Raw genomic sequence first — 22,619 nt, forward strand, 5'->3', positions numbered from 1 at the left:
ACCGGAGCAATTGCTATTTTTGCACCGATATGGTGTCTTCAAGTCACCAGTTTCCGAGGCGTTCCAGCCCGCCCATGCATCCGTATCTGACCCGCATGCCGTCCCTGATCGCGCTGCGCGCCTTCATCGTCCTGGGGGAGACGCGCAGCATGCGGCGGACCGGGGAGGTTCTGCGCACCGATCACGCTTCGATCTCCCGGCATATCGCCGGCCTCGAGGCATCGCTCGGCGTGGCGCTGGTCGAAAAGCACAAGCGCGGATTGTCGCTGACGGCGACCGGCGAGGCTTACCATCGCAAGGTCAGGCGGGCCTTCGACAGCCTGTGCGACGCCACGGCGATGCTGCGCCCGGCGGCCCCCCGCAGCCTCCTGATCCACGCGACGCCCGGCCTCGCGCATGAGACGCTGCTGCCGGGCATCCCGAAGCTGTCGCAGGTGCTCGGCGACCTGCGCATCAACCTGATCACGGGCGTGGAGAGCCGGATCGAGACGCCGGCCGGGGAGGGCATCCATGTCCATGTCCGCTTCGGGGCCCTGCCGGACCTGCCCGCCGATCATATGCAGGTGCCGCTTCATGCTCCGCGGCTGTTTCCCGTGGCGAGCCCCGCGTTCCTTGCCCGCTACCCCGCCATCGATTCGATCGAGGCCATGCTCCGGCTGCCGCTTCTTCATAGCGACGAGACGGGTGTGTGGGATCGATGGATCGAGGTCGCCGGCGCCCAGCGGCCGGATCGGCTCGACGGGATCGAGATGCCGAACACGCATCTCGCCTTGCAGGCGGCCGCGCTCGGGCAAGGCATCGCGCTCGGCAATTCGATCCTGTCGCGTGGAGCCATCGCGCGCGGCGAGCTGGTGGAGATCCTCGACACGGCGGTGACGGTGGATGCCTATCACATCGTCTGCGCGCGCGCCCACTGGGATACCCCGCCGATCGTCGCCCTGCGCCGGTGGCTCGATGGCGAATTGTCGGCGGCGCCCCTGTCATAGCCTCATCGCTATTTGACCTCTGTCGACAGACTACATATCGTCTTGCGTATGGATCGCAGCGGCCGGCCGGTGGACCGTTTCGGCACGAGCAGGAGGCGTTCGATGGTCGAGCGGGTTGCCATTGTCACGGGTGCGGCACGCGGAATCGGGGCGGCGACGGCGCGCCTGCTCGCCTCGCAGGGCATCGCCATCGTGCTGGCCGACCGTGACCCCTCCGTCAGGGATACGGCCGAAGGCATCGGCGTCCCGGTGGAGATCGACCTGACCGTCCGCACGGCGGGGCACGTGCTCGCGGAAACGGCGCTGAAGCATTTCGGCCGCATCGATATCCTGGTCAACAACGCCGGAATCGGCGGATCCAAGTCGCTGATGGCCTCCGACGACGCGCTGCTCGATCGCCTGATCGAAACCAACCTGACCTCGGTGCTGCGCGTCACGCGCGATGTCATCCCGCACCTCGCGCAGCCGGGCGGGCGCATCGTCAATGTCGCCTCTTCCTTTGGCCTGGTGGGCTATCCGGGCACGACGGGATATGCCGTCGCCAAGGCGGGCATCGCCCAGTTCACGCGCCAGCTGGCAGGGGAGCTCGCCCCCGTCGGCATCCTGGTGAACGCGGTCGCTCCCGGTGTCACCGAGACGCCGATGGTCCGCCACCGCCTCGAGGAGCCTCACTACCGCAAGCTGCAGGTCGATTCGACGCCGCTCGGCCGCGTCGGCCAGCCGGAGGAGATCGCCGCTGTCATCGCCTTTCTCGCCTCGCCGGCGGCTTCCTATGTCTGCGGCGCGATCGTGCCGGTGGATGGCGGCTATGTCGCGGCGCGGCATCTGCCGGCCGATGCCGTTTGAGGCCGTTCAGGAGCGCGACAGGGACGCAAGGCGTCGTCCGCAGCGGTGCATTGCGGTTGTTGACGTGCTCGATATCGTTCGCCGCCAAGCGGCAACCGTTGCCGTCATGAGAGAGAACCCCGGCCGATGCTGAAAACGACCCTCAACTCACCGATTGAGCAAAGCAATCTCGTTGCCCAGGTCGAATTGCGGCTTTATCGCGCCATGGCGTCGGGAGAACTCAAGCCAGGTGCCAGAATCGTCGAGGCGGAATTGTCGCGGCGCCTCGAGATCAGCCGGGCGCCCATCCGGGAGGCGGCGCGCCGCCTCGAAAAGCGCGGCCTCGTCCGCTGGATACCGCGTCGCGGCTTCTTCGTGCGGGAGCTCACGGCCCGCGACGTCGTGGAAATCTACGGAACGCGCATTGCGCTCGAGGCCTATGCGGTGCCGATCGCGGCCACGCTGGCCGGCCCCGAGGATCTTGAGGCTCTGAACGCCATCCTCACGGAGGTGCGGTCCGCCACCGCCGAGCACGATAGCGAAAAACTGGTGGAGGCCGATCTCGCCTTCCACCGGCGCGTCTGTTCGATCACCGGCAATGCCCGGTTGCTCGCCGCCTTCGACGACCTGGCGTCGGAGCTGCGCCTGGCGCTGACCTTCGTCAACCGCGGCTTCGGCACGGGCGCTCGCTTCGAGAGTACCCATCAGGGTCTGCTGAAGGCGCTGACCAGTGGCGATGGCGAGGCCGCGCGCCGCGCCTTCATCGCTCACCTGGAACATAGCTGCGAGGTTCTTTCCAGCTCCCTGGCCGCCGCCGCGAGCCAGAAGAAATAACCGGCTGGGGATTTTCGCCCTACAGCACGGCCTCGATCAGAACCGGCCCCGGCCGCGACAGGGCATCGGCGAACGCGCTGCGGAATGCGGCGACGGTCGTGGCGCGGCGTCCGTCGACGCCGTGCGCGCGAGCCATGCTCACCCAGTCGATGCCCGGATCGTCCAGCCGCAGCATCCGCCTGGCGTTCCGGCGGGCGGGCGCCGCGCCCACCCGCTGCATTTCGCCCTCCAAGATGGCATAGGCGCGGTTGGACAGGAGGATCGTCACCACGTCCAGCTGCTCGCGCGCCTGGGTCCAGAGCCCTTGCGTCGTATACATCGCGCTGCCGTCCGCTTGCAGCGTGATCACCTTCCGGCCCGGGCTGGCCACGGCCGCGCCGGCCGAGAGCGGGATGCCGATGCCGATCGCTCCGCCCGTCAGCTGCAGGTAGTCATGCGGCACGCTGCGGTCGCTCAGGGCGAAGAAGCCGCGGCAGCAGGTGATGGATTCGTCAACGACGATGGCGTTCTCCGGAAGGAGTTCCGCGACGATGTGCGAGATCGCCGCCTCGTTCAGCAGCCCGTCGAACGACGCATCTCCGGCGAGTGCGCGCCGGCCCGGCGGGACAGCTTCGCCCTTGCCGGCGCCGGCCACGGCTTCGGCCAGAGCCTCCAGCCCGCCCTCCAGCTCGTCGGCGACGCCGCAAAGCTCGACGAGCAGGGCGCCGGGATCGTGCAGGAAGGTCGGCTTGCCCGGATAGGCGAAGAATGCGGTCGGTCGCTGTGCCCCGGCCACGATCAGGACATCGACGTCCCGGAAGCGCGCGACGACCTCGTCGAGCGCATAGGGCATCCGTTCCAGCGGGGCATGTTCGGGCCGCCGTTCGATCCGCCCGTTCGACGGCTCGGCCATCAGGCTGGCGCCGGTCGCACGCGCGATCCGCGATGCGTGCTCAAGCGCTTTCGCCCTGAGCGCGGGACCGCCGAGCAGGACGACGCAGCGCCGGCCTGAACGCAGCGCATCGGCTGCGGCGGCGATCGTCCGCTCGTCGGGCATCGCAGCCGGGGGCGGCCGGCCGATCGCCCAGCTGGCCGGTGGCGCCTCGTTCCAGGCGGCGTCACCGGGCAGGACGAGCGTCGCGACACCGCGCCGGCCGACCGCCGCGGCATAGCCCTCGGCAACGGCCGCCTCGATGGCGCCGGGTCCTTCGATGCGCCGGACGAAGGTCGAAACCGGCCGGGCGAGGCCCTCGATGTCCATCGCCAGCGGCGGATCGTTGCGCAGATGATAGCTCGCATGATCGCCGACCACGTTGATGATCGGCGTATGGGCACGGCGTGCGTTGTGCAGGTTGGCGATGCCGTTCGCCAGTCCCGGGCCGCAATGCAGCAGCGTCGCCGCCGGCTTGCCGGCCATGCGGGCATAGCCGTCGGCGGCGCCGGTGACGACGCCCTCCGACAGGCCGAGGATGCAGCGCATCTCCAGCCGCCGGTCGAGCGCCGCGACGAAATGCATCTCCGAGGTGCCGGGATTGGCGAAGCAGGTATCGACGCCGTGCGCCAGCAGGGCCTCGCACAGGCGATCCGCGCCGCTCGCCATGCTCAGCCCTTCGTATCGAGGCTGGCGATATGGGCGGCGACATCGGCGCAGGTCGCGATCCAGACGCCGTCGAAGCCGCGCACATAGTCGATGAACCGTCGCAGCAGGGCCACGCGCGACGGCCGGCCGATCATCTGCGGGTGCAGTACGAGGTTGAACAGCGCGCCCCATTCGTAATGGGCGTCGAACTCGTCCTTCCAGATCGTGAAGATGTGCTCCGAGGTCTGGATGACCTTCGGGTGGCGGATGGAATTCCAGGTGTAGTTGGCATCCCCGATCGACCAGTGCGTCGGCAGCTCGATCGGACCCTGCCGGCCATCCGGCAGCACGTGCCGATAGGGGTAGACGTCGTCGAGCATGTTGCTGTTGTAGAGCATTCCCCGATCGGTCAGCATCGTCAGGGTGTTGCGGGTGATCTCCGCGCCGGGGGGGCGGTAGCCGACGGGCCTGACGCCGAGGAAGCGATCGAGCGCCTCGGTGCCGCGATCGAAATCGTCGCATTCGGCCTGCGGCCTGGCGGCGTCGGCCCAGCCGTGGGAATAGCCGTGATGGCCGATCTCGTAGCCGGCGTCGCGGACCTCCTTGCAGCGGTCGGTGTGATGCTCGGCCACCCAGCCGGGAATGAAGAACGTCGCCGGCAGCTTCTCGGCATCGAGCAGCTCGAGCAGCTTCGGCACCGCGCGCCTGGCGCCGTAGAGCCCCTGGGACAGGACCCCGAGCCGGCCCGCATTCTCCGGGTCGCGGGCGAGCCAGACCGATTCCGCGTCGAAGTCGAAGGTCAGCAGCAAGGCCATGCGGTTGTTGCCCGGCCATTGGATCATGGGAGTGTCTCCTTCGGTTCTGACGCGGCAACCGGCTGCGAAGGCAGCGGCGGTGGAGGCTTCACGGCGTCGAAATGGGCTTCGATCGCGGCGCCGGCGGCCAGGACCCTGGCGTCCTCGTGCCAGCGCCCGACGAGATGCAGGCCGATCGGCAGCCCGGCCGGCGTCCAGCCGATATTGATGCTGAGCGCCGGGTGGCCGGTCATGGTGAACAGGCCGAGCAGGGGGGCCCAGGCCTCGCGGATGTCGCCCGCCTCCCGGCCATCGATGTCGATGGGCCCGTAGCCGGGATGGCCCGCGGCCAGCGGTCCGCGCGCGAGCGTCGGGGACAGGATGAGGTCGCAGTCGCGAAACCAGCCCTGTACCTGCCTGAACAGCCGGGTGCGGCCATGCATCGCCCCTTGCAGGTGACGGGCGGTCAGGCTCCCGGCATCGGCGATGCCGTCCGCGATCACGCGGTCGATATGCGCCATCACGGCGGCGTTGTCGGCATAGCGCTCGGCCCAGATGCTGTGCTGGAGCACGCGCCAGATCGGCAAGGGCGGCTCCACCGCCCCGTCGATGGGGATGAGTTGCGCGCCGAGCGCCGCGACGGCGCCGAGCGCCCGCTCGAAGGCCGCCGCGATGGCGCCTTCCATCGGCTCTTGCGCGAGTTGCGCGCGCCAGCCGATGGTCAGGCCCGCGAGCGGCAGCGCCTGCGTGCCGCCTTGCCGCGCCGGCCGCGGGGTCACCGCCAGGGAATAGGGATCGGCGTCGCACGGCCCCTCGACCAGCGGCAGGGCGTAGGCGATGTCGGCCGCCGTCCGGGCCATGAGGCCGGCATGGCCGAGCCCACCGAAGGCGTCGGAGGATCCGTCGAAAGGCATGCGGCCGAAGGTCGGCTTGAAGCCGGCGATGCCGGTGCAGGCCGCCGGAAGCCGGGCCGAGCCGCCCCCGTCGGTCACGAGCGAAAGCAGCCCCGCACCGGCGGCGGTGGCGGCGGCCGACCCGCCGCTGGACCCTCCCGGCGTCAGGCGCAGGTCCCAGGGATTGCGGGCGATGCCCGACAGCGGCGAATCCGTCGTCTGGCGACAGGCGAATTGCGGCGTCGCCGTCTTCCCGATCACGATGGCCCCGGCGGCACGCAGGCGCGCCACGTTGACGGCATCGCGCGACGGCATGTTGCGGGCGAGCGCCGGCGATCCGGCCGTCGTGCGGATGCCCGCGGTCGCGATGATGTCCTTGACGGTCACCGGCACGCCGGCCAGGGCAGGGGCGGGCTCGCCCCGTTTCAGCCGCGTCTCCAACGCGCGCGCCTCGGCCAGCGCCTGCTCCCGAGCGATGGTGACGAAGGCGCCGAGGAACGGCTCCCACGCCTCGGCCAGCGCGAGCGAAGCCTCGATCGTCTCGACCGGCGAAACCAGGCCGCGCCGATGCCGCTCGACCAGTTCGGCGATGCCGGGCGGGGAGGCGGTGGCGGTCATCGCGGGGGGCGATCAGGCAATGCGGCCGCCATCGACGGGCAGTGAGGCGCCGGTGATGAAGCTCGCTTCGTCGGATGCCAGGAAGAGGATGGCGGCCGCGATCTCCTCGGGCTTGCCGAACCGCCCGAGCGGCTGCTTGGAGCGGTAGAGATCGGCCATGGCCTGCCGGGCCGCGGGGTCGGGGCCGGCCGTCTCGAATGTCGCCCGCAGCATCGGGGTATCGATCGAACCGGGGCAGACGCAGTTCACCCGCACCTGGTCCGGGGCGTAGCGGATGGCGAGCGAGCGCGTCATCAGCACGACGGCGCCCTTCGAGGCGCTGTAGCCGCCGAGCGCGGCCGAGCCGACGAGCCCGGCGGTCGAGGACAGGTTGACGATGGAGCCGCGGCGGTTGCGGCGCATGGCCGGGGCCGCCTTGCGTACGCTGAGGAACGTACCCTTGACGTTGACCTCGAACAGCGCGTCCCAGGCCTCCTCGCTCATGTCCTCGATCGCGCCGCCATGGCCGACGCTGCCGGCGCAGTTGACCAGGATGCAAGGATCCCCGAAGCGCGACGCACAGGCGGCGAAGGCCGCATCGAGGTCGGCCGCGCTGGTGACGTCGCCGCGCAAGGGCATAACCTCGCCGCCGGCCTCCCGCGCCGTTTCGTCGAGCGCGCCGGCGTCGCGGTCGAAGGCCGCGATCCGCGCGCCTTCCCGCGCGAAGCGCAGGACGGTGGCGCGCCCGATGCCGGAGCCCGCGCCGGTGACGAAGGCGACCCGGTTCTGCAGTTGCCCGTGCGTCATTCCTCGACTCCGAAATAGTAGGATTTGAGGTCCGTGCCGGCATCGCCGCCGACCACGGCCCGTTCGAGGGCGATGCGCCCGTCCCTGAGCACGTAGAGCCGTTCCGCCAGCTTCAGGGCGAAGTTGACGTTCTGCTCGACCAGCAGAACCGTCATGCCGGCCTCCTTGAGCGACATGACCGCCTCGCCGATCTCGCCGACGACGCGCGGCGAGAGCGCGGCCGACGGCTCGTCCAGCAGCAATGCGCGCGGCTTCGCCATCAAGGCGCGCCCCAGCGCCATGAGCTGGCGCTCGCCGCCGGAGAGGTGCCCGGCGCGGCGCGTGGCCAGTTCGGCGAGGCGCGGAAAGCGCGTGACGACCTCCTCGAGGCGGCTTGCGACCTCGCCCCGGTTGGCGCGGTGCATATAGGCGCCCATCAGCAGGTTCTCGCGGACCGTCATCTCCGCGAAGGCTTCCTTGCCCTGGGGCACGAGGCACAGGCCGCGCTTCACCACGCCCGGCGCGCCGAGCCGCACGAGGCTTTCGCCGTTGAGCAGCACGTCGCCGTCCATCGGATCGATGAGGCCGCAGATGGCCTTCAGCGTGGTCGATTTGCCGGTGCCGTTGCCGCCGAGAAGCGCGACGATCGCTCCGGTCGGCACCGTGAGCGACACGCCGTCGACGATCACCGCCTTGCCGTAACCCGCCTTGAGGTCACGTATCTCAAGCATCGACGGATTCCTTCTCCACGCCGAGATAGGCCGCGGCGACCGCCGGATCGTCGACGACGGCCTGCGGCGCGCCGTCGGCGATCTTCTCGCCGCGGTCGAAGACCACCACCCGGTCGCAGGTGTTCATCACGACCTTCATCACGTGCTCGATCAGCAGGATGGAAGTCTGCCTCTCCTCCCGGATCCGGCGGATATGCCCGACCAGCCGGTCGACATTGGGCGGCGAGAGGCCGGCGGCCGGCTCGTCGAGCAGCAGGAGCTTGGGCGAGCTCATCAGCGAGCGGGCGATCTCGACGAGGCGCTGCTGGCCGATGGAGAGCTCGGACGGGTAGCGGTCGGCGAAGGCCGCCATGTCGAACTCGGCCAGGAGCTGCATCGCGCGCCGGTCGAGCTCGGCCTCGTCCTCGCGCGCCTCGGCACGGCCGAAAGCCGAGCTCAGATAGCCGGAGGCGAGCTGCCAGCTCTGGCCGATGGTCATGTTCTCGCGCAGCGTGAGCTGGGGAAACAGCCGCAGCATCTGGAAGGTCCGCGCCATGCCCAGCCTGGCGATCTTCCAGGACGGCGCATGGGTGATGTCATGGCCGGCGAACCGGATCCGCCCCGAGGTCGGCGGCGTCACGCCCGAGACGAGATCGACGAAGGTGCTCTTGCCGGAGCCGTTCGGGCCGATGATGCCCGTGATGCTGCGTTCGTCGATCGACAGATCGACATTGTTCAGGGCGACCACGCCGCCATAGAGGCGGGTCAGTCCGGAGCATTCGAGCAGCATGGCGTCATGTCCTCGATTGCGAACGCCGGGCGATCGCGCCACCGAGCAGGCCGAAGGGGGCGAACTTGCAGACGATGATGATCATAAGCCCGTAGATGATCAGGCGCAGCTCGTCGGAGCTGCGCAGCAGCTCCGGCATCAGCGTCAGGATCGCGGCGCCCAGCGGCGCCCCGTAGACGGAGCGCCGGCCGCCGATCAGCACCATGGCGAGCAGGGTGATCGAGGTGAACAGGGTGAATTCGGCCGGATGCGTGTTGCCCATGTATTGCGCGAGGAGCGCGCCCGCCGCCCCGCCATAGCCCGCGCTGAGGGCGAACGCCGTGAGCTTGGCCCGCGTCGTGTTGAGGCCGAGGCTCTTGGCGAGCAGCTCGTCGCCCTGGATCGAAAGCCAGACCCGCCCGAGCCGGCTGCTCAGGAGCTGGCGCACCAGCCAGATGGCGAGCACGCAGAGCACGAGCACCAGATAGTAATGGGCGACCTGCGGCTGGACCCTGTCGAGGATGGCGGCCGGCAGCATGCCGGGAATGTTGTCGATGCCGATCTGCCCGTTCGTGACGGTGTACCACTGGCTGAAGATCAGCGAGGCGATCACCTGGAAGGCGATGGTCGTGATCGCCAGGAAGTGGCCCGAGAGCCGCAGCGAGGGAATGCCGAGCAGGATGCCGCACAAGGCCGCGACGCTAATCGAGAAGGGCAGGGTCGCATAGCCGGGCAGGCCGAGCTTGGTGGTCAGCGCCGCCGCCGTATAGGCGCCGACCCCGAGGAAGGCGCCCTGGGCGAGCGAATACTGGCCGCAATAGCCCATGAGGCCGGTGAGGCCGCCCGCGCCGATGGCATAGACCATCGCCAGGACGGCGAGATGGATGCCGTATTGTCCCACGGGCAGGAAGGGCAGGGCGACCATCAGCATGAGCGCGACGGAGACGAGGGCCGGTTCGTAGCGGCGCGGCGCGGGGCCCGCGGTTTCCGCCGCCGGGGAGGAGGTGGCGCTCATCGCTTCAGGCCCTCTTCGCCGAAAAGCCGAACAGGCCGTTCGGGCGCAGCAGCAGCACCGCGATGACCATCAGGAAGGCGACGGCGTCGCGCCACTGGCTGCCGAGGAAGCCGGCGGTGAAGCTCTCGGCGATGCCGAGCAGCAGGCCGGCGCCGATGGCGCCGTAGATATTGCCCATCCCGCCGAGGATCACGACGGTGAAGGCCTTGAGCGCGATGGCGCCGCCGATCGAGGGGCCCATCGTGAACACCGTGCCCATCAGCGCGCCGGCGCCGGCGGCAAGCGCGCTGCCGATCGCGAAGGCGGACATCGCGATGCGGTTGACGTCGACGCCGACGATCTTCGCCACGGTCGGCTGCTGGGCGACCGCCCGCAGGGCGCGCCCGGTCCAGGTGTAGGTCAGCAGCAGGTGGAGCAGCACGACCAGGATGAGCGCCACGATCGGGATGATGACGCGCTGGGTCGAGATATAGGCGTTGAACAGCTTCATCGCCCCGCCGGGCACGCCGGAGCGGATGAGCTGCGGCTGCGGCCCGAACACCAGGAGCGCGAGGTTCTGCAGCACGATCGACAGGCCGAACGAGGTGATGATGGTGTCGGCCTGGAGCTGGGCGCCGCCGGACCGGAAGATCAGGCGCTCGGCGAGGACGCCGATGATCGCCCCGCCCAGCATCGCCACGGGCAGGGCGAGGTAGAACGGCATGCCGGTCGCCGTGGCGAAGATCAGCGCGAAATAGCCGCCCAGCATGTAGAATTCGCCATGGGCGAAATTGACGATGCCGAGCACGCCGAAGACGATCGTCAGGCCGATGGCCACGAGCACGTAGACGCCGCCGCTGACGAGCCCGTTGATGAGAAGTTGTTCGATGAGCGCCATCGTACCTGCCCGAAGGGTCTGCCCGGTCGGGGTGACGGCGTCCGCCGCCACCCCCCGGTCGGTTTATTGATAGGGCAGCAGGGTACGCACGCCGTTCTTCACGATCGCGGTGCCCAGCTTGAAGTAGGAGGCACCCTTGTCGTCGAACTTGACGCGGGTTCCGGCCGGTCCTTCCACCATCTCGACGTTCGAGGTGCGCAGCGCGTCCCTGACGCCGACGCCGTCGAGGGTCTTGGCGCGCTGGACGGCGTCGCAGACCAGTGTGCCGACGTCGAAGCCATGGCCGGACAGCGTGTTGCCGGGCAGGCTGAACCGCTTCTGGAACCGCTCGCCGAACGCCTTGCCGCGAGGGTTGTTGGTGTTCGGCTCGTACATGACGTTGACGGCGAAGCCCTCGCTCGCCTCGCGGCCGGCCAGGTCCAGCAGGCTGTTGCTGATCATGCCGCCCGAGCCGTAGAACTGCGTCTTGAAGTTGATCTCATGGGCCTGCCGCAGGATCGAGGCGCCTTCGGCGATCAGGCCTGCGATGAACACGCCGTCGGGCTTGGTCTCGCGGACGCGGGTCAGCAGCGTATAGAAATCCTGCTCGCCCTGCTCGTAATGCTCGGCGGCGACGACTTCCCCGCCGAGAGCCTTGACTCCTTTGGTGAAGCTGTCGTTGAGCAGCCGTCCGTAGCTCGAATTGTCGTAGATGATCGCGACGCGCTTCAGATTGAGCATCTTGATCATGTCGCTGGCGCTCTCGGCGCCCTGATCGCCGGTGCCCGGCATGGCGCGGAAGATCCAGGGGTCGCCGGCCGTGTTGGTCTCGGTGATGTCCGAGGAGGCGGCGCCCGAGGTCACCACCGGAACCCTGGCCTTGCGCCCGACATTGCCGATGGCCGTCGCGACGTTGCTGGTCTGCGAGCCGATGATCGCGACGACGCGGTCGCGCTCGATCAGCTTCTGAGCGGCGCTGGCGCCTGTCGTCGGCACGCCCGCGTCGTCTTCCTTGATGATCTGGACCTGGCGGCCGTTCGGGCCCACGGCGGCGTTGCACTCCTCGATGGCGAGCGTGACGCCGGACAGAACCTCGGCGCCCGACAGGCTGTTGCCGCCGCTCAGCGGGATGATGAGACCCACCTTGACGGGATCGGCCGCGAGCCCGGGGGTCGCGGCCAGCGCTGCGGCCAGCGCCGCGGTTGCGAGAAGATATGTTCGTCTGCGCATGGGGAAGGCTCCAGCTGAAAGGTTGTTCAACAAGGCAATTCTTGCTTTCTGTCGACAGAAGTCAACACGCCTGCCGTGGCTGTGGAGCAAAAAAGCGGGCGGTCATGCCGAATTTTTTTGCATCCGGCTGCCGGGCCGGCTCGCGTCCCTTGCGTTGCGGCGTCGCAGCGGGCCTCGCCGGCCCGTTCGGACGCCCGATGGGATGGTCCGATCATCGAGAACGACATTTTGGTGACCTGGCCTCCGCTGCGGGCCGGTGAGGTCAGGCCGTCGGCGCTCCGGCCTGGAGGGTGGCGTCGAAGGACAGAACGGCGCCCAGCAGCGCCGCGGCGCCGTCGGCGCAGGCCTTGGGGCTCGTGTCCTCGGCCTCGTTATGGCTGATGCCGTCCCGGCAGGGCACGAAGATCATGGTCGTCGGCGCGACCTTGGCGATGTTCGCCGCGTCATGGCCGGCCCCCGAGACGATCTCCCGATGCGACAGGCGCAGGCGCTCGACCGTGGCGCGGACATGCTGGTTCAGCGCCGGGTCGAAGGCGATGGCCGGCGCCTTCCAGATCCGTTCGCTGCGAAGCCCGATGCCGGCCGCCGCGGCGAGCGTGCGGGCCCGGTCGAGAAGCTCTGCCTCCATGCGCTCGAGCACGTCGTCGGAGGGGTGGCGCAGGTCGATGGTCAGGAAGACCTCGCCGGGAATGACGTTGCGCGAGCCCGGCCGCGCCTCGATTAGGCCCACCGTCCCCAGTCCGAGCGGTGCATGGGCCAGCGCCACATCGCGGACGAGCCGCACGATGTCGCTGGCCGCCACGAGCGCGTCGCGGCGCATGGTCATCGGGGTCGAGCCGGCATGCGCGTCGCTGCCGGTCAGCACGAGTTCGTACCAGCGCATGGCCTGGACGCCGGTGACGATGCCGATATCCAGTTCCTCGGCATCGAGGATCGGCCCCTGCTCGATGTGAAGCTCGAACATCGCGGAGATTGGCCGGCCGCCGACCGGCTGATCGCCGGCGTAGCCGATCCGCTCGAGCTCCGCCTCGATGCTGATGCCGGCGGCATCCTTGCGGGCCAGCACCGAGGGAACGTCGAACACGCCGGCATAGGCGCCCGAGGCGAGCATCGCCGGCGCGAAGCGGGAGCCTTCCTCGTTGGTCCAGTTGACCACTTCGATCGGCGCATTGGTGCGGTAGCCTGCGTCTTCCAGCGTCCGCAGCACCTCGAGCCCGGCGAGCACGCCCAGGACGCCGTCGAACTTGCCACCCGTCGGCTGGGTATCGAGATGAGAGCCGATGCAGATCGGCGGCAGCGTGTCGATCTGCCCCGGCCGGCGCGCGAACATGTTGCCGAGCCGGTCGATCGTCACGCTGCAGCCGGCGGCGCGGCACGCCTTGGCGAACCAGTCGCGGACCAGCTTGTCCTCGTCGGTGAGGGAAAGCCGCCGGATGCCGCCCTTCGGCGTCCCGCCGAACGCTGCGGTTTCCATGAGCGTCGACCAGAGCCGGTCGCCGTCAATTGTCATGTTGCGCATTGCAGTCGTTCCAGGAGGTGGCGGTATCGGCCTGGCGGGCGATCTGGCCATCTTGCGGATCCCGTCGAGCGTCACCCGCGCTTATTCATCAGCGCTGATGAATGATATTGAGTGTGCCTTTTTTCGCTGTCAATCGACATCGGGAGCATCATCAACGCGCATCCTGCGAAAACGGAGTGGAATTGGATGCGGCTGGCGGTTGACTCGCCATGCTCGTCGATCAAAATTGCTGTACTGATCGAAGGGGCTGCGAGCCGCCATGCATGACCTGCACCGTGAATCCATCGTCATCGTCGGCCACTCCGACATCATCGCCTCGGATGTCGATTGGCGGCGCGAGAGCGGCGAGCGCAAGGTTCTGGAGCGCCGGCACATGCCCACCCTGCGCAAGGGCGGCGTGACGGTCATCTGCGATCACATCGGCGGCGATGCCCCCTATGGCTACCTGCCCGCGACGCAGTACCGGACGACCCATCTCCAGCGCTTCATGCGCACGCTGGACCATACCTATGGCGATCTTTCGGATTCGGAGCATTTCACCCTCGTTCTTGGCGTCGACGACATCGCGCGCGCCAAGCGCGAGGGGAAGATCGGCGTCGTGATCTGCCTGGAGGGCGGAGCGCCGCTGGAGGGCGAAATCTCCTATCTGCGCAACTTCCACCGCCTCGGCCTGCGTTGCTTCGGCCTGACGCACGACATGCGCAACGAGCTCGGCGACGGCATCCGCGAGCGCAACGCGGGCGGGCTGACGAATTTCGGCGTCAATGTCGTGAAGGAGTGCAACCGCCTCGGCATCGTGGTCGACGTCTCGCATCTGTCCGACAAGGGCACGGAGGATGTCCTCGCCACCTCCAGCGACCCGATCACCGCCTCGCATTCCAACGCGCGGGCGCTGTGTTCGCACCCGCGCAACCTGCCCGATCACTTCATCCGGGATATCGCGAAGGCGGGCGGCGTGATCGGCTTCCATGCCCTGGACGGGCTGGTGAGCGACGAGCCGGGGCCGACGATCGAGCATGTGCTGCGGCACATCGCCTATGTCGCGGAAAAGGGTGGCGTGGACTGCATCGCGATCGGCCCCGACCTGATGGAAAACTGGGACCCGCCCGTCTTCACCGCGGTCTACGAGCGCAGCTCGATCGTCGGCAGCCTGCCCGTCCAGCGCTACGTCTGGACCTATCCGGCCGGGATGCGGTCGAACGCCGATCTGCCCAACGTCACGGAGGGTCTGCTGAAGATGGGCTTCTCCGAGGATGACGTGCGCAAGTTCCTGGGCGGCAATCTGATGAGGCTGTTCGGGCGTGTCTGGAAGCCCGCCGCATAGGGGAGGGCGCGTTCATGCCGGGGCCGGTGCGGTCGGGGGATCCGTCGACAGAGGCTGAAAGCCCGCCATGACGAATCGTACCCACAGCGACAGAATGGCTCTGATCACGCTCGCCCTGCTCGCTGAATCGGGCCAGCCGATCGGCGCGCGCAAGCTGGGCGAGGTGTTCCGCGGCAACGGCATCGACGTGGCTGAGGCCACGGCGGGGCGCTATCTGAGCGAGCTCGACGAGCTCGGCTGGACGCGCTCGCGCGGGCGCCAGGGCCGCACGTTGACGGCGGCCGGCCGCGACCAGCTCATTCAGCTGCGCCTGCGCGAGCAGCTGACGGAGGCGAGCGCGCTGATCGCCGCCGCCGCCGAGATCACCCGCGGCGAGGACCTGCTCGAGATGCTCCATGCCCGCCGCGCCATAGAGCCCGAGGCGGCGCGCCTGGCCGCCGCACGGGCGACGCGCGAGGAGATCGACGGCATCAGCCGGGCCGCCGATCTCTGTGCCTGCTCCGAAGGGGCGGGCCGGGTCCGGTATTCGCGCGTGTTCCACGGGCTGCTCACCAGGGCCTGCCATAACCGCATGCTCGCCGCGGTCGCGGAGCTGCTGCTCGAGACCAACGAAAGGCCGGGCGAGAAGCTGGAATTCCACAGGCGCTCGGACAGCACCGGCGCCAGCGCGCGCCTCGACCAGGATCACAAGGACATCGTGGCGGCCCTCTACGATCGGGACATGGCGGCGGCGGAGCGCCTGACCCGGGAGCATATCGACCGGATCATCGAGATCGCCGGATCGGCCTCCGCGCCGGCCTCCGCCCGAGGCCGCAGGCCCCGGCTGGTCGCGTGCTGAGCCTGTCGGCCTGCCGGCCTGACGCCTGAACAGGGGGAACGAGACCATGCACACGCAACAGCCTTGGCCGAACGGGGCACGGATCGCGGTTCTGCTCGCGATCCATTTCGATGCGGAAACGCTCTGGACATCGCGCGATCCGGCGAACTGGGAGCGCCCGGGCACCTTGTCGATGGGCACCTACGGCGGAAAGGTCGGCGTCCCGAACGTCCTGAGCGTGCTTCAGGAATACAAGCTGAAATCGACGTTCTTCGTCCCCGGCTGGACGGCCGAGAAATATGTCGACCGGATGGAAGCCATCCTCGCGGCCGGGCACGAGGTGGCCCATCACGGCTATTCCCACCAGTGGATCGACCCGAAATTCCCGGAGAGGGAGCGCGAGGAGCTGGAGCGCGGCCTGTCCGTCCTGAAGTCGCGCTATGGCGTCAAGCCGAGCGGCTATGCCTCGCCCGCCGGCGAAACCAGCCCGAACATGATGGAGCTGCTCCAGGAGCACGGCTTCACCTACGACGCCACCCTGATGGACCAGATCGATCCGTATCGGACGGTGCTGAAGGATGGCTCGCTGGGGCCGGTGGAGCTGCCCTGGCACTGGAACATCGACGACGCGTGCTACTCGCTCTTCTCGCGCGCGCAGCCGCGGCCGATCTTCCCGAACTCCCAGATTTTCGAGATATGGAGCGAGGAATTCACCGAGATCTACAGCAAGGGCGGATTCTTCCATCTCGTCCTGCACCCCCAGGTGATAGGGCGTCCCGTCCGCATCGCGCTGCTGCGGCGCATGCTGGAGTTCATCCTGTCCCATCAGGGCGTCTGGGTGGCCACCGGCGATGAGATCGCGCGAACCTGGCTTCAGGCCAATCCCGAGCGGCGCGAGCCATACCAGATCGGCTAGGTCTGAACGGCGACCCTAGATCATCGCGCGTCCTATCGGACGCGATAACGATGATCTATCTTATTGTTGGAGCATCGGATTTTTCCGAAAAGTGGAATCCACTTTTCGGTCCGATGCTCTAGAAGCTGGCGGGCGTATTGATCCAGATCAGGACGGTCTGCGCATCCGCGGCGTTGCGCCAGGCATGCGGCCTGCGGCTTTCGAAATAGAGGCTGTCGCCGGCATTGAGGATGACGAAGCTGGTGCCGTCGAGGGCGATCTCGATGCTGCCGGACAGCACGTGGATGAACTCCTCGCCTTCATGCTGGTAGGTGCCTTCGCTGGAGGCGCCGGGAGCGAGCGCGAAGCGATGGCATTCCATCAGGGTCTGGCCCCGGGCCAGCGCCTGCACGGTGACGCCGGGCGAGGTCGGGGGCCAGACCGTCCACTCGCCCGCCCGCACCAGCGATTCGCGCGTGTCATGGTCCTCCTGCCCGCTCAAGGCGGCGAGCGTCGTGCCGAAATGGCGGGCGAGCTCGTGAAGGGTCTTGAAGGACAGCCCCAGCGAGGTGCGCTCGAAGGTCGAGATGGCCGAGAGCGGTATGTCCGTCGCCTGGGCGACCTCTTCCAGGGTTTGCTGGGCCGCCTGCCGCAGGCGCCGGATCTTGGCCCCGATCAGGGCCGCCGCGTCTGCGGCCGGGGCCAGGCTCTCGGCCTCGGAATGGCGGATCCGCTCGGCGATGGCGGGGGGATTGAGCCCTTTCTCGCGCCGCAGCCAGGCAATCTCCCGCAAGCGGTCGAGCTGCTCGCGGCTGTAGAGGCGCTGGCCGGAAGCCGTCCGGATCGGCTCGATCAGACCATGCGTCTCCCAGAGCCTCAGCGTTGAAGCCGATACGCCGGCCATCCTCGCCGCTTCGGCAATGCGAAATCGAAGAGGCTCCACATCCGGTCCCGTACTGCGCGAGCCTAAGGCCGCTCGCCCGCGAAAGCTATGGCCAAAGCCTGTGCGCAGCCACTCTGTCTTCTTGCAGAAAATATGCAAGAAAATTAAAGTCGGCTGAACTCCTGCAGCGGGTGTCGGGGTCCTTCGGAGGTTCTCATGTCAAACGTCGCCACAACGGATAGGGCTGCATCGAACGCGACCCTGGAGGCCCGCCGGAGCGCCGCGATCTCCCGCGGCGTCGGCGTGACCACGCAGATTTATGCGGACCGGGCGGAGAACGCCGAGATCTGGGACGCCGAAGGCCGCCGCTACATCGATTTTGCGGCCGGCATCGCCGTGGTGAACACCGGCCACCGGCATCCCAGGGTGATCGCCGCGGTCAAGGAGCAGCTCGATCGCTTCACGCACACCTGCCACCAGGTCGTGCCCTATGAGATCTATGTCCGGCTGGCGGAGCGGCTGAACGCGCTCGTTCCCGGCGCTTTCGCCAAGAAGACCATCTTCGTCACGACCGGTGCCGAGGCGACGGAGAACGCGGTGAAGATCGCGCGCGCGGCGACAGGCCGATCGGCCGTGATCGCGTTCGCCGGCGCTTTCCACGGCCGCACCTTCATGGGCATGTCGATGACCGGCAAGGTCGCGCCATACAAGGTCGGCTTCGGCCCGATGATGCCGGAGGTCTACCACATCCCGTTCCCGGTCGAGCTGCACGGCGTCACGGCGGAAGCCTCGCTCGCCGCGCTCGACAAGCTGTTCAAGGCCGATGTCGATCCCGCTCGCGTCGCCGCCTTCATCGTCGAGCCCGTGCAGGGCGAGGGCGGCTTCTACGAGGCGCCGCGCGCCTTCCTGGCCGAGCTCAGGGCGCTGGCGGACCGTCACGGCATCATGCTGATCGCCGACGAGGTCCAGACCGGCTTCGCCCGCACGGGCCGCATGTTCGCGATGGAGCGCGCCGGCGTCGCCGCCGACATCACGACCATGGCCAAGGGCCTCGGCGGCGGATTTCCGATCGCGGCGGTCACGGGGCGCGCCGAGATCATGGATGCGCCCGGCGTCGGTGGCCTCGGCGGAACCTATGGCGGCAATCCGATCGGCGTCGCGGCCGGCAATGCGGTGCTCGACGTCATCGCCGAGGAGCATCTGTGCGAGCGGGCGGAGGCGCTGGGCTCCCGCTTGAAGCAGCGCCTGCAGTCGCTCGTCGAGGCGGTGCCCCAGATCGCCGACATCCGCGGCCCCGGCTTCATGAACGCGGTCGAATTCAACCTGCCCGGCACCGCCACTCCGGCACCCGATTTCACCAACAGGGTCCGCCTGCGGGCGCTGGAGAAGGGCCTGATCCTCCTGACCTGCGGCGTCCATGGCAATGTGATCCGGTTCCTGGCGCCATTGACGATCGGTGACGCCCTGTTCTCGGAGGCCCTCGACATCCTCGAGGCGAGCCTGCGCGAATGCGCTGCCGAGGCTTGAGCCTCTCGACCACGGGATCGACGACGGTCTCGCGATGACATATCTCTGCCCGGGCACATAGCCTGGGCACCGGGGCGAATCTGGGGATGTCTGCCGCTGCAACCGAGCCGGGCCCTTGGCGGGTCGCGGCGATCGCGCTTTTGTGCCTCGTCGTCCAGGCGCTCAGTTCCTTCATCGCCCTTTCCGTGCCGGTGCTCGCGCCCTCGATCGCCGCCAGCCGCTCCTGGAGCGGCGCGCTCGTCGGCTACTACCCGTTCTTCATGTATGTCGGCGCCCTGGCGGCGACCTTTGGAGGCATGCGCGTCCTGCACGGCATCGGCCCGCTGAAGGTGAGCCTGATCAGCGTGGCGTTGAGCGCGCTCGGGCTGTCGCTGATGCTCGGCTCGACGCTCGCCATGCTCGTCCTCGGCGCGCTGGTGATCGGCCTCGGCTACGGCCCGGTCGTGCCCGCGACGTCGCATGTCCTGAGCGCCGGCACCGGACGGCGCTATGCCAACCTGATCTTCTCGTTCAAGCAGACCGGCGCGCCGCTCGGCGGCCTGGTCGCGGGGCTGTGCGTCCCGCCGCTCGTCGATGCGCTGTCCCTGCAGGGCGCGGTCACCGCGCTCACGGGCGGCTCGATCGTCGCCTGCCTGCTGCTTGCCGCGACGCTTCCCTTCGCCGAGGTGCGCGAGCCTGCCGGCCGGACCAGGGCGCCGCGCTTCTTCGAGCCGATCGCCGATGTCCTGCGCATTCCGACGTTGCGCCGCATGATGGCGGCCTCCTTCACCTATTCCGGCATGCAGCTTTGCCTCGGGGCCTTCCTGCCGGTCTATCTCGTCGAACGCCAGGGCCTGTCGCTTTCGGCCGCGGGCTGGATCTTTGGGGCAAGCCAGATCGGCAGCATCGTCGGTCGGCTCGCCCTTGGCTGGATCGCCGATCGCTTGCTTGCTCCCTTCACGGTCGTCGTCGGGCTCGGCTTTGCCATGGCGCTCTGCGCGGTCGGTGTGGCGGTGTTCACGCCGGCCTGGCCGCTTTGGGCGATGGCGGTCGTCTCGTGCCTCTTCGGCGCCACGGCGCTCGGCTGGAACGGGGTGCTCTATGCCGAGGTCGCTCGCCTGGCGCCGGCCGGCCGGGCGGGGGTCATGACCAGCGGCGCGGTGAGCATCAATTTCCTCGGCGTGCTGCTCGGCCCGCTGCTGTTCAGCGCCGTGCTCGCCGCGACGGGGGGATATGAAGCCGGCTTCGCCGTGATGGCGGCCTTCGTGACCGGCGGCGCGGCGATCGCCCTGTTCGGGCGTCGACGACGGACGATCTAGCGGCCCGCCGGGAACTTGAACTGCCCGGCCACCAGGGCCTTCCAGTCCGCCAGGAGCTTGTCCTGCAACCCTGCGCCGCCGTCGGTGCTGAAATTGTGATGCAGCGCGATGCCGCGCAGGACGCACAGGGTCAGCTGCACGAAGTGCTTCACCTTCTCGTCGCTCGGGCTGGCGCCGAGGAGGTGGGCGGTCAGCTTGTCGCGATGCTCGGTCCACCGGACCATGATCGCGCGGATGCCGTTGCCCAGCTCGTCGTCCTTGCGGGCGGCGAGCATGATCTCGAGGCTGGCGACATATTGCGTCGAATGAAAGAGCTTGGTCCAGAGCAGGTCGGTGAGCTCGACCGGCGTCATATGTCCCGCGTGAATGGTGTCGTTCGCCCAGTCCCGCTCCCAGGACGTCAGCAAATAGTCGTAGGCCGCGATGATCAGATGGTTGCGGCTGGGGAACTGGTGCGTGAGCGCGCCGCGCGAGACATTGGCCCGCCTGGCCACGTCATCGGTCGCGAAGCGCCCATAGCCCACATCGGTCATCGCATCGAGGGCAGCGCGACATAGTTTCTCGCGGGTTTCCTCAGACCGTTCGGCCTGGGTCCGCCGGATTGCTTTGCGTCTGTCCATTCGTCTCGTCGTAGAGCAGCGCTCACAGGTGAAGACGGCTGCGGCCGAATCCGAGGCGTCGGACTCAATACAGCGTTGCCCTGCCGATCCGCAATGCCGGCAGCGGGCATCCCGTGGATATGTGGCGCATGCCGCAGGGACCAACATAAAAACAAATATGATTGTTTCTTTGTTGACTCGCAAGCGCCGCCGTGATTACTCGCCGCCACGGCAACGACGGCCATCCGCCATCTGATTGCCATTGCCTGTCTCCGTAAGAAGTCGCATCCTTCGATGGGGGAGCCATGCTCGAAGTCAGTGGCGTGACACGGCGGTTCGGAGGTGTGCAGGCGCTGCGCGGCGTCGACATCACGATCGCCCAAGGCGGCATAACCGGACTCATCGGCCCCAACGGCGCGGGCAAGACCACGCTCTTCAACTGCATTTCCGGCATCCTGCCGATCTCGAGCGGCGAGATCCGCTTCCTCGGCCAGCGCATCGACGGGCTTCGGCCCGAGCAGATCTCCGGCCGCGGCCTGGTGCGGACCTTCCAGATCGCGCGCGGCTTTCCGCGGCTGACGGTGCTGGAAAGCCTGCTCTTGTACGGCACCGACCAGCCCGGCGAAGCGCTGCTCAACGCGGTCGTCCCGAACAGGGCCAGCATCGCCCGCGAGGAGGAGCTGGTGGAAAAGGCCCTGCGCATCGCCGAGCGGCTGAAACTCAGCCATGTTCTCGGAAACAAGGCCTCCGACCTCTCCGGCGGCCAGAAGAAGCTCCTGGAGATCGGGCGCGCGATGATGCGCGACCCGGCCATGCTGCTGCTCGACGAGCCGATGGCGGGGGTGAATCCGTCCCTGGTGCGGGATATCGGCGACCGGCTGATCGAGATCGCCGGGGATGGGGTCTCCATCGTCCTCATCGAGCACCAGATGGATCTCATCGCGCGCCTTTGCCAACACGTGATCGTGATGGCGGAAGGGCAGCGGATGATCGAGGGCACCTTCGCCCACGTCGCCGCGAATGCCGAGGTGCAGAATGCCTATATGGGGACGAGGCGATGACCGCGCTGACCGTCGAGAACGTCGTCGCGGGCTATTCTGCGGGCGACCAGATCCTGAAGGGCGTGGATTTCGTCGTGAATCCGCGCGAGATCGTCTGCATCGTCGGCCCCAACGGCGCGGGAAAATCGACGCTGCTCAAGACGATCGCCGGGCTGCTGCGGCCCTCGCAGGGCAGCATCCGCTTCGCCGATACGCCGATCGGCGGGCTGAAGCCGCACGACATCTCCAAGCGCGGCCTCGCCTTCGTGCCGCAGGAGCAAAACGTCTTCGGCAACATGACCGTCTACGAGAACCTCGAAATGGGCGGCTTCGTCGCCCCGGCGCATTTCCGTGCCCGCGCCGACGAGGTGATGAACCATTTTCCGATCCTGCGCCAGAAGCGCTCGCAGCTGGCGAGGACGCTGTCCGGCGGGCAGCGCCAGCTTCTCGCCGTCGGCATGGCGCTGATGGTCGATCCCGATCTGATCATGCTCGACGAGCCGACCGCCGGCTTGTCGCCGGCCGCCGCCGGGGAATTGTTCAGCGAGATCGTCCGGCTGCGCGAGGCCGGCAAGGCGATCGCGCTCGTCGAGCAGAACGCCCGCGACGCCATGGCGATCTCGGACCGGACCTATATTCTCGTCGATGGCAAGAACAGCATCGATGGCCCGTCGCAGGAATTGCTGGCCGACGAAGGCATCAGCCGCATGTTCCTGGGCGGCTAGAGCGTCGGATGCGAAAAGTGGAATCCATTTTTCGGAAAAATCCGATGCTCTGCCAATGAGATAGATCATCGTCACCGCGCCCGGTGGGACGCGCGACGATCTAGCCCAGCGTTTTTCACCGCGTCGCTCATGGGAGGAG

Annotated in this window: 22 protein-coding genes; 10 read left to right on the top strand and 12 right to left on the bottom strand. The window is 68.1% G+C overall.

Annotated elements, in window-relative coordinates:
- Positions 1–74: 74 nt before the first annotated feature.
- The 3 genes from M9917_RS19310 (at position 75) to M9917_RS19320 (ending at position 2,645) form a co-directional block, all read left to right on the top strand.
- Positions 75–986 carry a LysR substrate-binding domain-containing protein gene (locus tag M9917_RS19310; protein ID WP_297256429.1) on the top strand — a complete coding sequence of 304 codons (912 nt, stop codon included), beginning with the start codon at positions 75–77 and terminating at the stop codon, positions 984–986.
- 102 nt (positions 987–1,088) lie between these two features.
- Positions 1,089–1,832, top strand: a complete 744-nt coding sequence (locus M9917_RS19315; protein ID WP_297256431.1) for an SDR family NAD(P)-dependent oxidoreductase — start codon at positions 1,089–1,091, stop codon at positions 1,830–1,832.
- Positions 1,833–1,958: 126 nt separating this feature from the next.
- Positions 1,959–2,645, top strand: coding sequence for a GntR family transcriptional regulator (locus M9917_RS19320; protein ID WP_297256433.1), 687 nt, complete (start codon positions 1,959–1,961; stop codon positions 2,643–2,645).
- A 19-nt stretch (positions 2,646–2,664) separates the two neighbouring features.
- Here the strand turns inward: M9917_RS19320 and M9917_RS19325 are convergent, their stop codons facing one another.
- From M9917_RS19325 to M9917_RS19370, 10 genes are all read right to left on the bottom strand, one after another.
- The gene (locus tag M9917_RS19325; RefSeq protein WP_297256435.1) at positions 2,665–4,224 is read right to left on the bottom strand and encodes an acetolactate synthase large subunit; all 1,560 of its coding nucleotides are present in this window, start codon (positions 4,222–4,224) and stop codon (positions 2,665–2,667) included.
- A 2-nt stretch (positions 4,225–4,226) separates the two neighbouring features.
- Positions 4,227–5,045 (bottom strand): polysaccharide deacetylase family protein, encoded by an 819-nt coding sequence (locus tag M9917_RS19330; RefSeq protein WP_297256437.1) that lies wholly within the window; start codon positions 5,043–5,045, stop codon positions 4,227–4,229.
- A complete protein-coding gene (locus tag M9917_RS19335; protein WP_297256439.1) occupies positions 5,042–6,508 on the bottom strand; it encodes an amidase in 1,467 nt (488 codons plus the stop codon). The genes M9917_RS19330 and M9917_RS19335 overlap by 4 nt, the downstream gene beginning before the upstream one ends.
- A 12-nt stretch (positions 6,509–6,520) precedes the next feature.
- A complete protein-coding gene (locus M9917_RS19340; RefSeq protein WP_297256441.1) occupies positions 6,521–7,294 on the bottom strand; it encodes an SDR family NAD(P)-dependent oxidoreductase in 774 nt (257 codons plus the stop codon).
- Positions 7,291–8,004, bottom strand: a complete 714-nt coding sequence (locus M9917_RS19345) for an ABC transporter ATP-binding protein (protein WP_297256443.1) — start codon at positions 8,002–8,004, stop codon at positions 7,291–7,293. Before M9917_RS19345 ends, M9917_RS19340 begins: the two co-directional genes overlap by 4 nt.
- Positions 7,997–8,773 (bottom strand): ABC transporter ATP-binding protein, encoded by a 777-nt coding sequence (locus M9917_RS19350; RefSeq protein ID WP_297256445.1) that lies wholly within the window; start codon positions 8,771–8,773, stop codon positions 7,997–7,999. The genes M9917_RS19345 and M9917_RS19350 overlap by 8 nt, the downstream gene beginning before the upstream one ends.
- 4 nt (positions 8,774–8,777) lie before the next feature.
- Positions 8,778–9,767, bottom strand: a complete 990-nt coding sequence (locus M9917_RS19355) for a branched-chain amino acid ABC transporter permease (RefSeq protein ID WP_297256447.1) — start codon at positions 9,765–9,767, stop codon at positions 8,778–8,780.
- A gap of 4 nt (positions 9,768–9,771) precedes the next feature.
- Positions 9,772–10,644, bottom strand: a complete 873-nt coding sequence (locus M9917_RS19360) for a branched-chain amino acid ABC transporter permease (protein ID WP_297256449.1) — start codon at positions 10,642–10,644, stop codon at positions 9,772–9,774.
- A 63-nt stretch (positions 10,645–10,707) separates the two neighbouring features.
- Positions 10,708–11,853, bottom strand: coding sequence for an ABC transporter substrate-binding protein (locus M9917_RS19365; protein WP_297256451.1), 1,146 nt, complete (start codon positions 11,851–11,853; stop codon positions 10,708–10,710).
- A gap of 262 nt (positions 11,854–12,115) precedes the next feature.
- Positions 12,116–13,372, bottom strand: a complete 1,257-nt coding sequence (locus tag M9917_RS19370) for a M20 family metallo-hydrolase (RefSeq protein WP_297256452.1) — start codon at positions 13,370–13,372, stop codon at positions 12,116–12,118.
- 259 nt (positions 13,373–13,631) lie between these two features.
- Between M9917_RS19370 and M9917_RS19375 the strand changes: the two genes are divergently transcribed.
- The 3 genes from M9917_RS19375 to M9917_RS19385 all read left to right on the top strand — a co-directional run bounded on the left by M9917_RS19375 (position 13,632) and on the right by M9917_RS19385 (position 16,429).
- A complete protein-coding gene (locus M9917_RS19375; protein ID WP_297256454.1) occupies positions 13,632–14,696 on the top strand; it encodes a dipeptidase in 1,065 nt (354 codons plus the stop codon).
- A gap of 67 nt (positions 14,697–14,763) precedes the next feature.
- Complete coding sequence (locus M9917_RS19380) at positions 14,764–15,534, top strand: FCD domain-containing protein (RefSeq protein ID WP_297256455.1); 771 nt, start codon at positions 14,764–14,766, stop codon at positions 15,532–15,534.
- A gap of 46 nt (positions 15,535–15,580) precedes the next feature.
- Complete coding sequence (locus M9917_RS19385; RefSeq protein ID WP_297256457.1) at positions 15,581–16,429, top strand: polysaccharide deacetylase family protein; 849 nt, start codon at positions 15,581–15,583, stop codon at positions 16,427–16,429.
- 118 nt (positions 16,430–16,547) lie between these two features.
- Here M9917_RS19385 and M9917_RS19390 read toward each other — a convergent pair whose 3' ends face one another.
- Positions 16,548–17,312, bottom strand: a complete 765-nt coding sequence (locus M9917_RS19390; RefSeq protein ID WP_465246391.1) for a cupin domain-containing protein — start codon at positions 17,310–17,312, stop codon at positions 16,548–16,550.
- A 195-nt stretch (positions 17,313–17,507) separates the two neighbouring features.
- Between M9917_RS19390 and M9917_RS19395 the strand changes: the two genes are divergently transcribed.
- Together M9917_RS19395 and M9917_RS19400 are read left to right on the top strand one after the other, a co-directional pair.
- Entirely contained in the window at positions 17,508–18,818 is a 1,311-nt protein-coding gene (locus M9917_RS19395; protein WP_297256460.1) for a 4-aminobutyrate--2-oxoglutarate transaminase, read from the top strand.
- 86 nt (positions 18,819–18,904) lie between these two features.
- Positions 18,905–20,116, top strand: coding sequence for an MFS transporter (locus tag M9917_RS19400; RefSeq protein ID WP_297256461.1), 1,212 nt, complete (start codon positions 18,905–18,907; stop codon positions 20,114–20,116).
- Here M9917_RS19400 and M9917_RS19405 read toward each other — a convergent pair.
- Positions 20,113–20,883 (bottom strand): TetR family transcriptional regulator, encoded by a 771-nt coding sequence (locus M9917_RS19405; protein ID WP_367273941.1) that lies wholly within the window; start codon positions 20,881–20,883, stop codon positions 20,113–20,115. The two genes, M9917_RS19400 and M9917_RS19405, sit on opposite strands and share 4 nt — an antisense overlap.
- Positions 20,884–21,020: 137 nt before the next feature.
- Here M9917_RS19405 and M9917_RS19410 point away from each other — a divergent pair, with 137 nt between their 5' ends.
- The gene (locus tag M9917_RS19410; protein ID WP_297256464.1) at positions 21,021–21,776 is read left to right on the top strand and encodes an ABC transporter ATP-binding protein; all 756 of its coding nucleotides are present in this window, start codon (positions 21,021–21,023) and stop codon (positions 21,774–21,776) included.
- A complete protein-coding gene (locus M9917_RS19415) occupies positions 21,773–22,480 on the top strand; it encodes an ABC transporter ATP-binding protein (protein WP_297256466.1) in 708 nt (235 codons plus the stop codon). The genes M9917_RS19410 and M9917_RS19415 overlap by 4 nt, the downstream gene beginning before the upstream one ends.
- Positions 22,481–22,619 lie beyond the last annotated feature (139 nt).

The organism is Bosea sp. (in: a-proteobacteria), from assembly GCF_023953965.1.
In the GTDB taxonomy this organism is placed as follows: Bacteria; Pseudomonadota; Alphaproteobacteria; order Rhizobiales; family Beijerinckiaceae; genus Allobosea.

What these genes read in the sequence shown, in the direction of transcription:
- M9917_RS19325 (WP_297256435.1), bottom strand. Translation starts at nt 4,224, where the DNA reads ATGGCGAGCGGCGCGGATCGCCTGTGCGAGGCCCTGCTGGCGCACGGC.
- M9917_RS19330 (WP_297256437.1), bottom strand. Translation starts at nt 5,045, where the DNA reads ATGATCCAATGGCCGGGCAACAACCGCATGGCCTTGCTGCTGACCTTC.
- M9917_RS19410 (WP_297256464.1), top strand. Translation starts at nt 21,021, where the DNA reads ATGCTCGAAGTCAGTGGCGTGACACGGCGGTTCGGAGGTGTGCAGGCG.
- M9917_RS19370 (WP_297256452.1), bottom strand. Translation starts at nt 13,372, where the DNA reads ATGCGCAACATGACAATTGACGGCGACCGGCTCTGGTCGACGCTCATG.
- M9917_RS19415 (WP_297256466.1), top strand. Translation starts at nt 21,773, where the DNA reads ATGACCGCGCTGACCGTCGAGAACGTCGTCGCGGGCTATTCTGCGGGC.
- M9917_RS19310 (WP_297256429.1), top strand. Translation starts at nt 75, where the DNA reads ATGCATCCGTATCTGACCCGCATGCCGTCCCTGATCGCGCTGCGCGCC.
- M9917_RS19335 (WP_297256439.1), bottom strand. Translation starts at nt 6,508, where the DNA reads ATGACCGCCACCGCCTCCCCGCCCGGCATCGCCGAACTGGTCGAGCGG.
- M9917_RS19360 (WP_297256449.1), bottom strand. Translation starts at nt 10,644, where the DNA reads ATGGCGCTCATCGAACAACTTCTCATCAACGGGCTCGTCAGCGGCGGC.
- M9917_RS19345 (WP_297256443.1), bottom strand. Translation starts at nt 8,004, where the DNA reads ATGCTTGAGATACGTGACCTCAAGGCGGGTTACGGCAAGGCGGTGATC.
- M9917_RS19390 (WP_465246391.1), bottom strand. Translation starts at nt 17,312, where the DNA reads ATGGCCGGCGTATCGGCTTCAACGCTGAGGCTCTGGGAGACGCATGGT.
- M9917_RS19385 (WP_297256457.1), top strand. Translation starts at nt 15,581, where the DNA reads ATGCACACGCAACAGCCTTGGCCGAACGGGGCACGGATCGCGGTTCTG.
- M9917_RS19395 (WP_297256460.1), top strand. Translation starts at nt 17,508, where the DNA reads ATGTCAAACGTCGCCACAACGGATAGGGCTGCATCGAACGCGACCCTG.
- M9917_RS19355 (WP_297256447.1), bottom strand. Translation starts at nt 9,767, where the DNA reads ATGAGCGCCACCTCCTCCCCGGCGGCGGAAACCGCGGGCCCCGCGCCG.
- M9917_RS19380 (WP_297256455.1), top strand. Translation starts at nt 14,764, where the DNA reads ATGACGAATCGTACCCACAGCGACAGAATGGCTCTGATCACGCTCGCC.
- M9917_RS19340 (WP_297256441.1), bottom strand. Translation starts at nt 7,294, where the DNA reads ATGACGCACGGGCAACTGCAGAACCGGGTCGCCTTCGTCACCGGCGCG.
- M9917_RS19315 (WP_297256431.1), top strand. Translation starts at nt 1,089, where the DNA reads ATGGTCGAGCGGGTTGCCATTGTCACGGGTGCGGCACGCGGAATCGGG.
- M9917_RS19350 (WP_297256445.1), bottom strand. Translation starts at nt 8,773, where the DNA reads ATGCTGCTCGAATGCTCCGGACTGACCCGCCTCTATGGCGGCGTGGTC.
- M9917_RS19365 (WP_297256451.1), bottom strand. Translation starts at nt 11,853, where the DNA reads ATGCGCAGACGAACATATCTTCTCGCAACCGCGGCGCTGGCCGCAGCG.
- M9917_RS19375 (WP_297256454.1), top strand. Translation starts at nt 13,632, where the DNA reads ATGCATGACCTGCACCGTGAATCCATCGTCATCGTCGGCCACTCCGAC.
- M9917_RS19400 (WP_297256461.1), top strand. Translation starts at nt 18,905, where the DNA reads ATGTCTGCCGCTGCAACCGAGCCGGGCCCTTGGCGGGTCGCGGCGATC.
- M9917_RS19320 (WP_297256433.1), top strand. Translation starts at nt 1,959, where the DNA reads ATGCTGAAAACGACCCTCAACTCACCGATTGAGCAAAGCAATCTCGTT.
- M9917_RS19405 (WP_367273941.1), bottom strand. Translation starts at nt 20,883, where the DNA reads ATGTTGGTCCCTGCGGCATGCGCCACATATCCACGGGATGCCCGCTGC.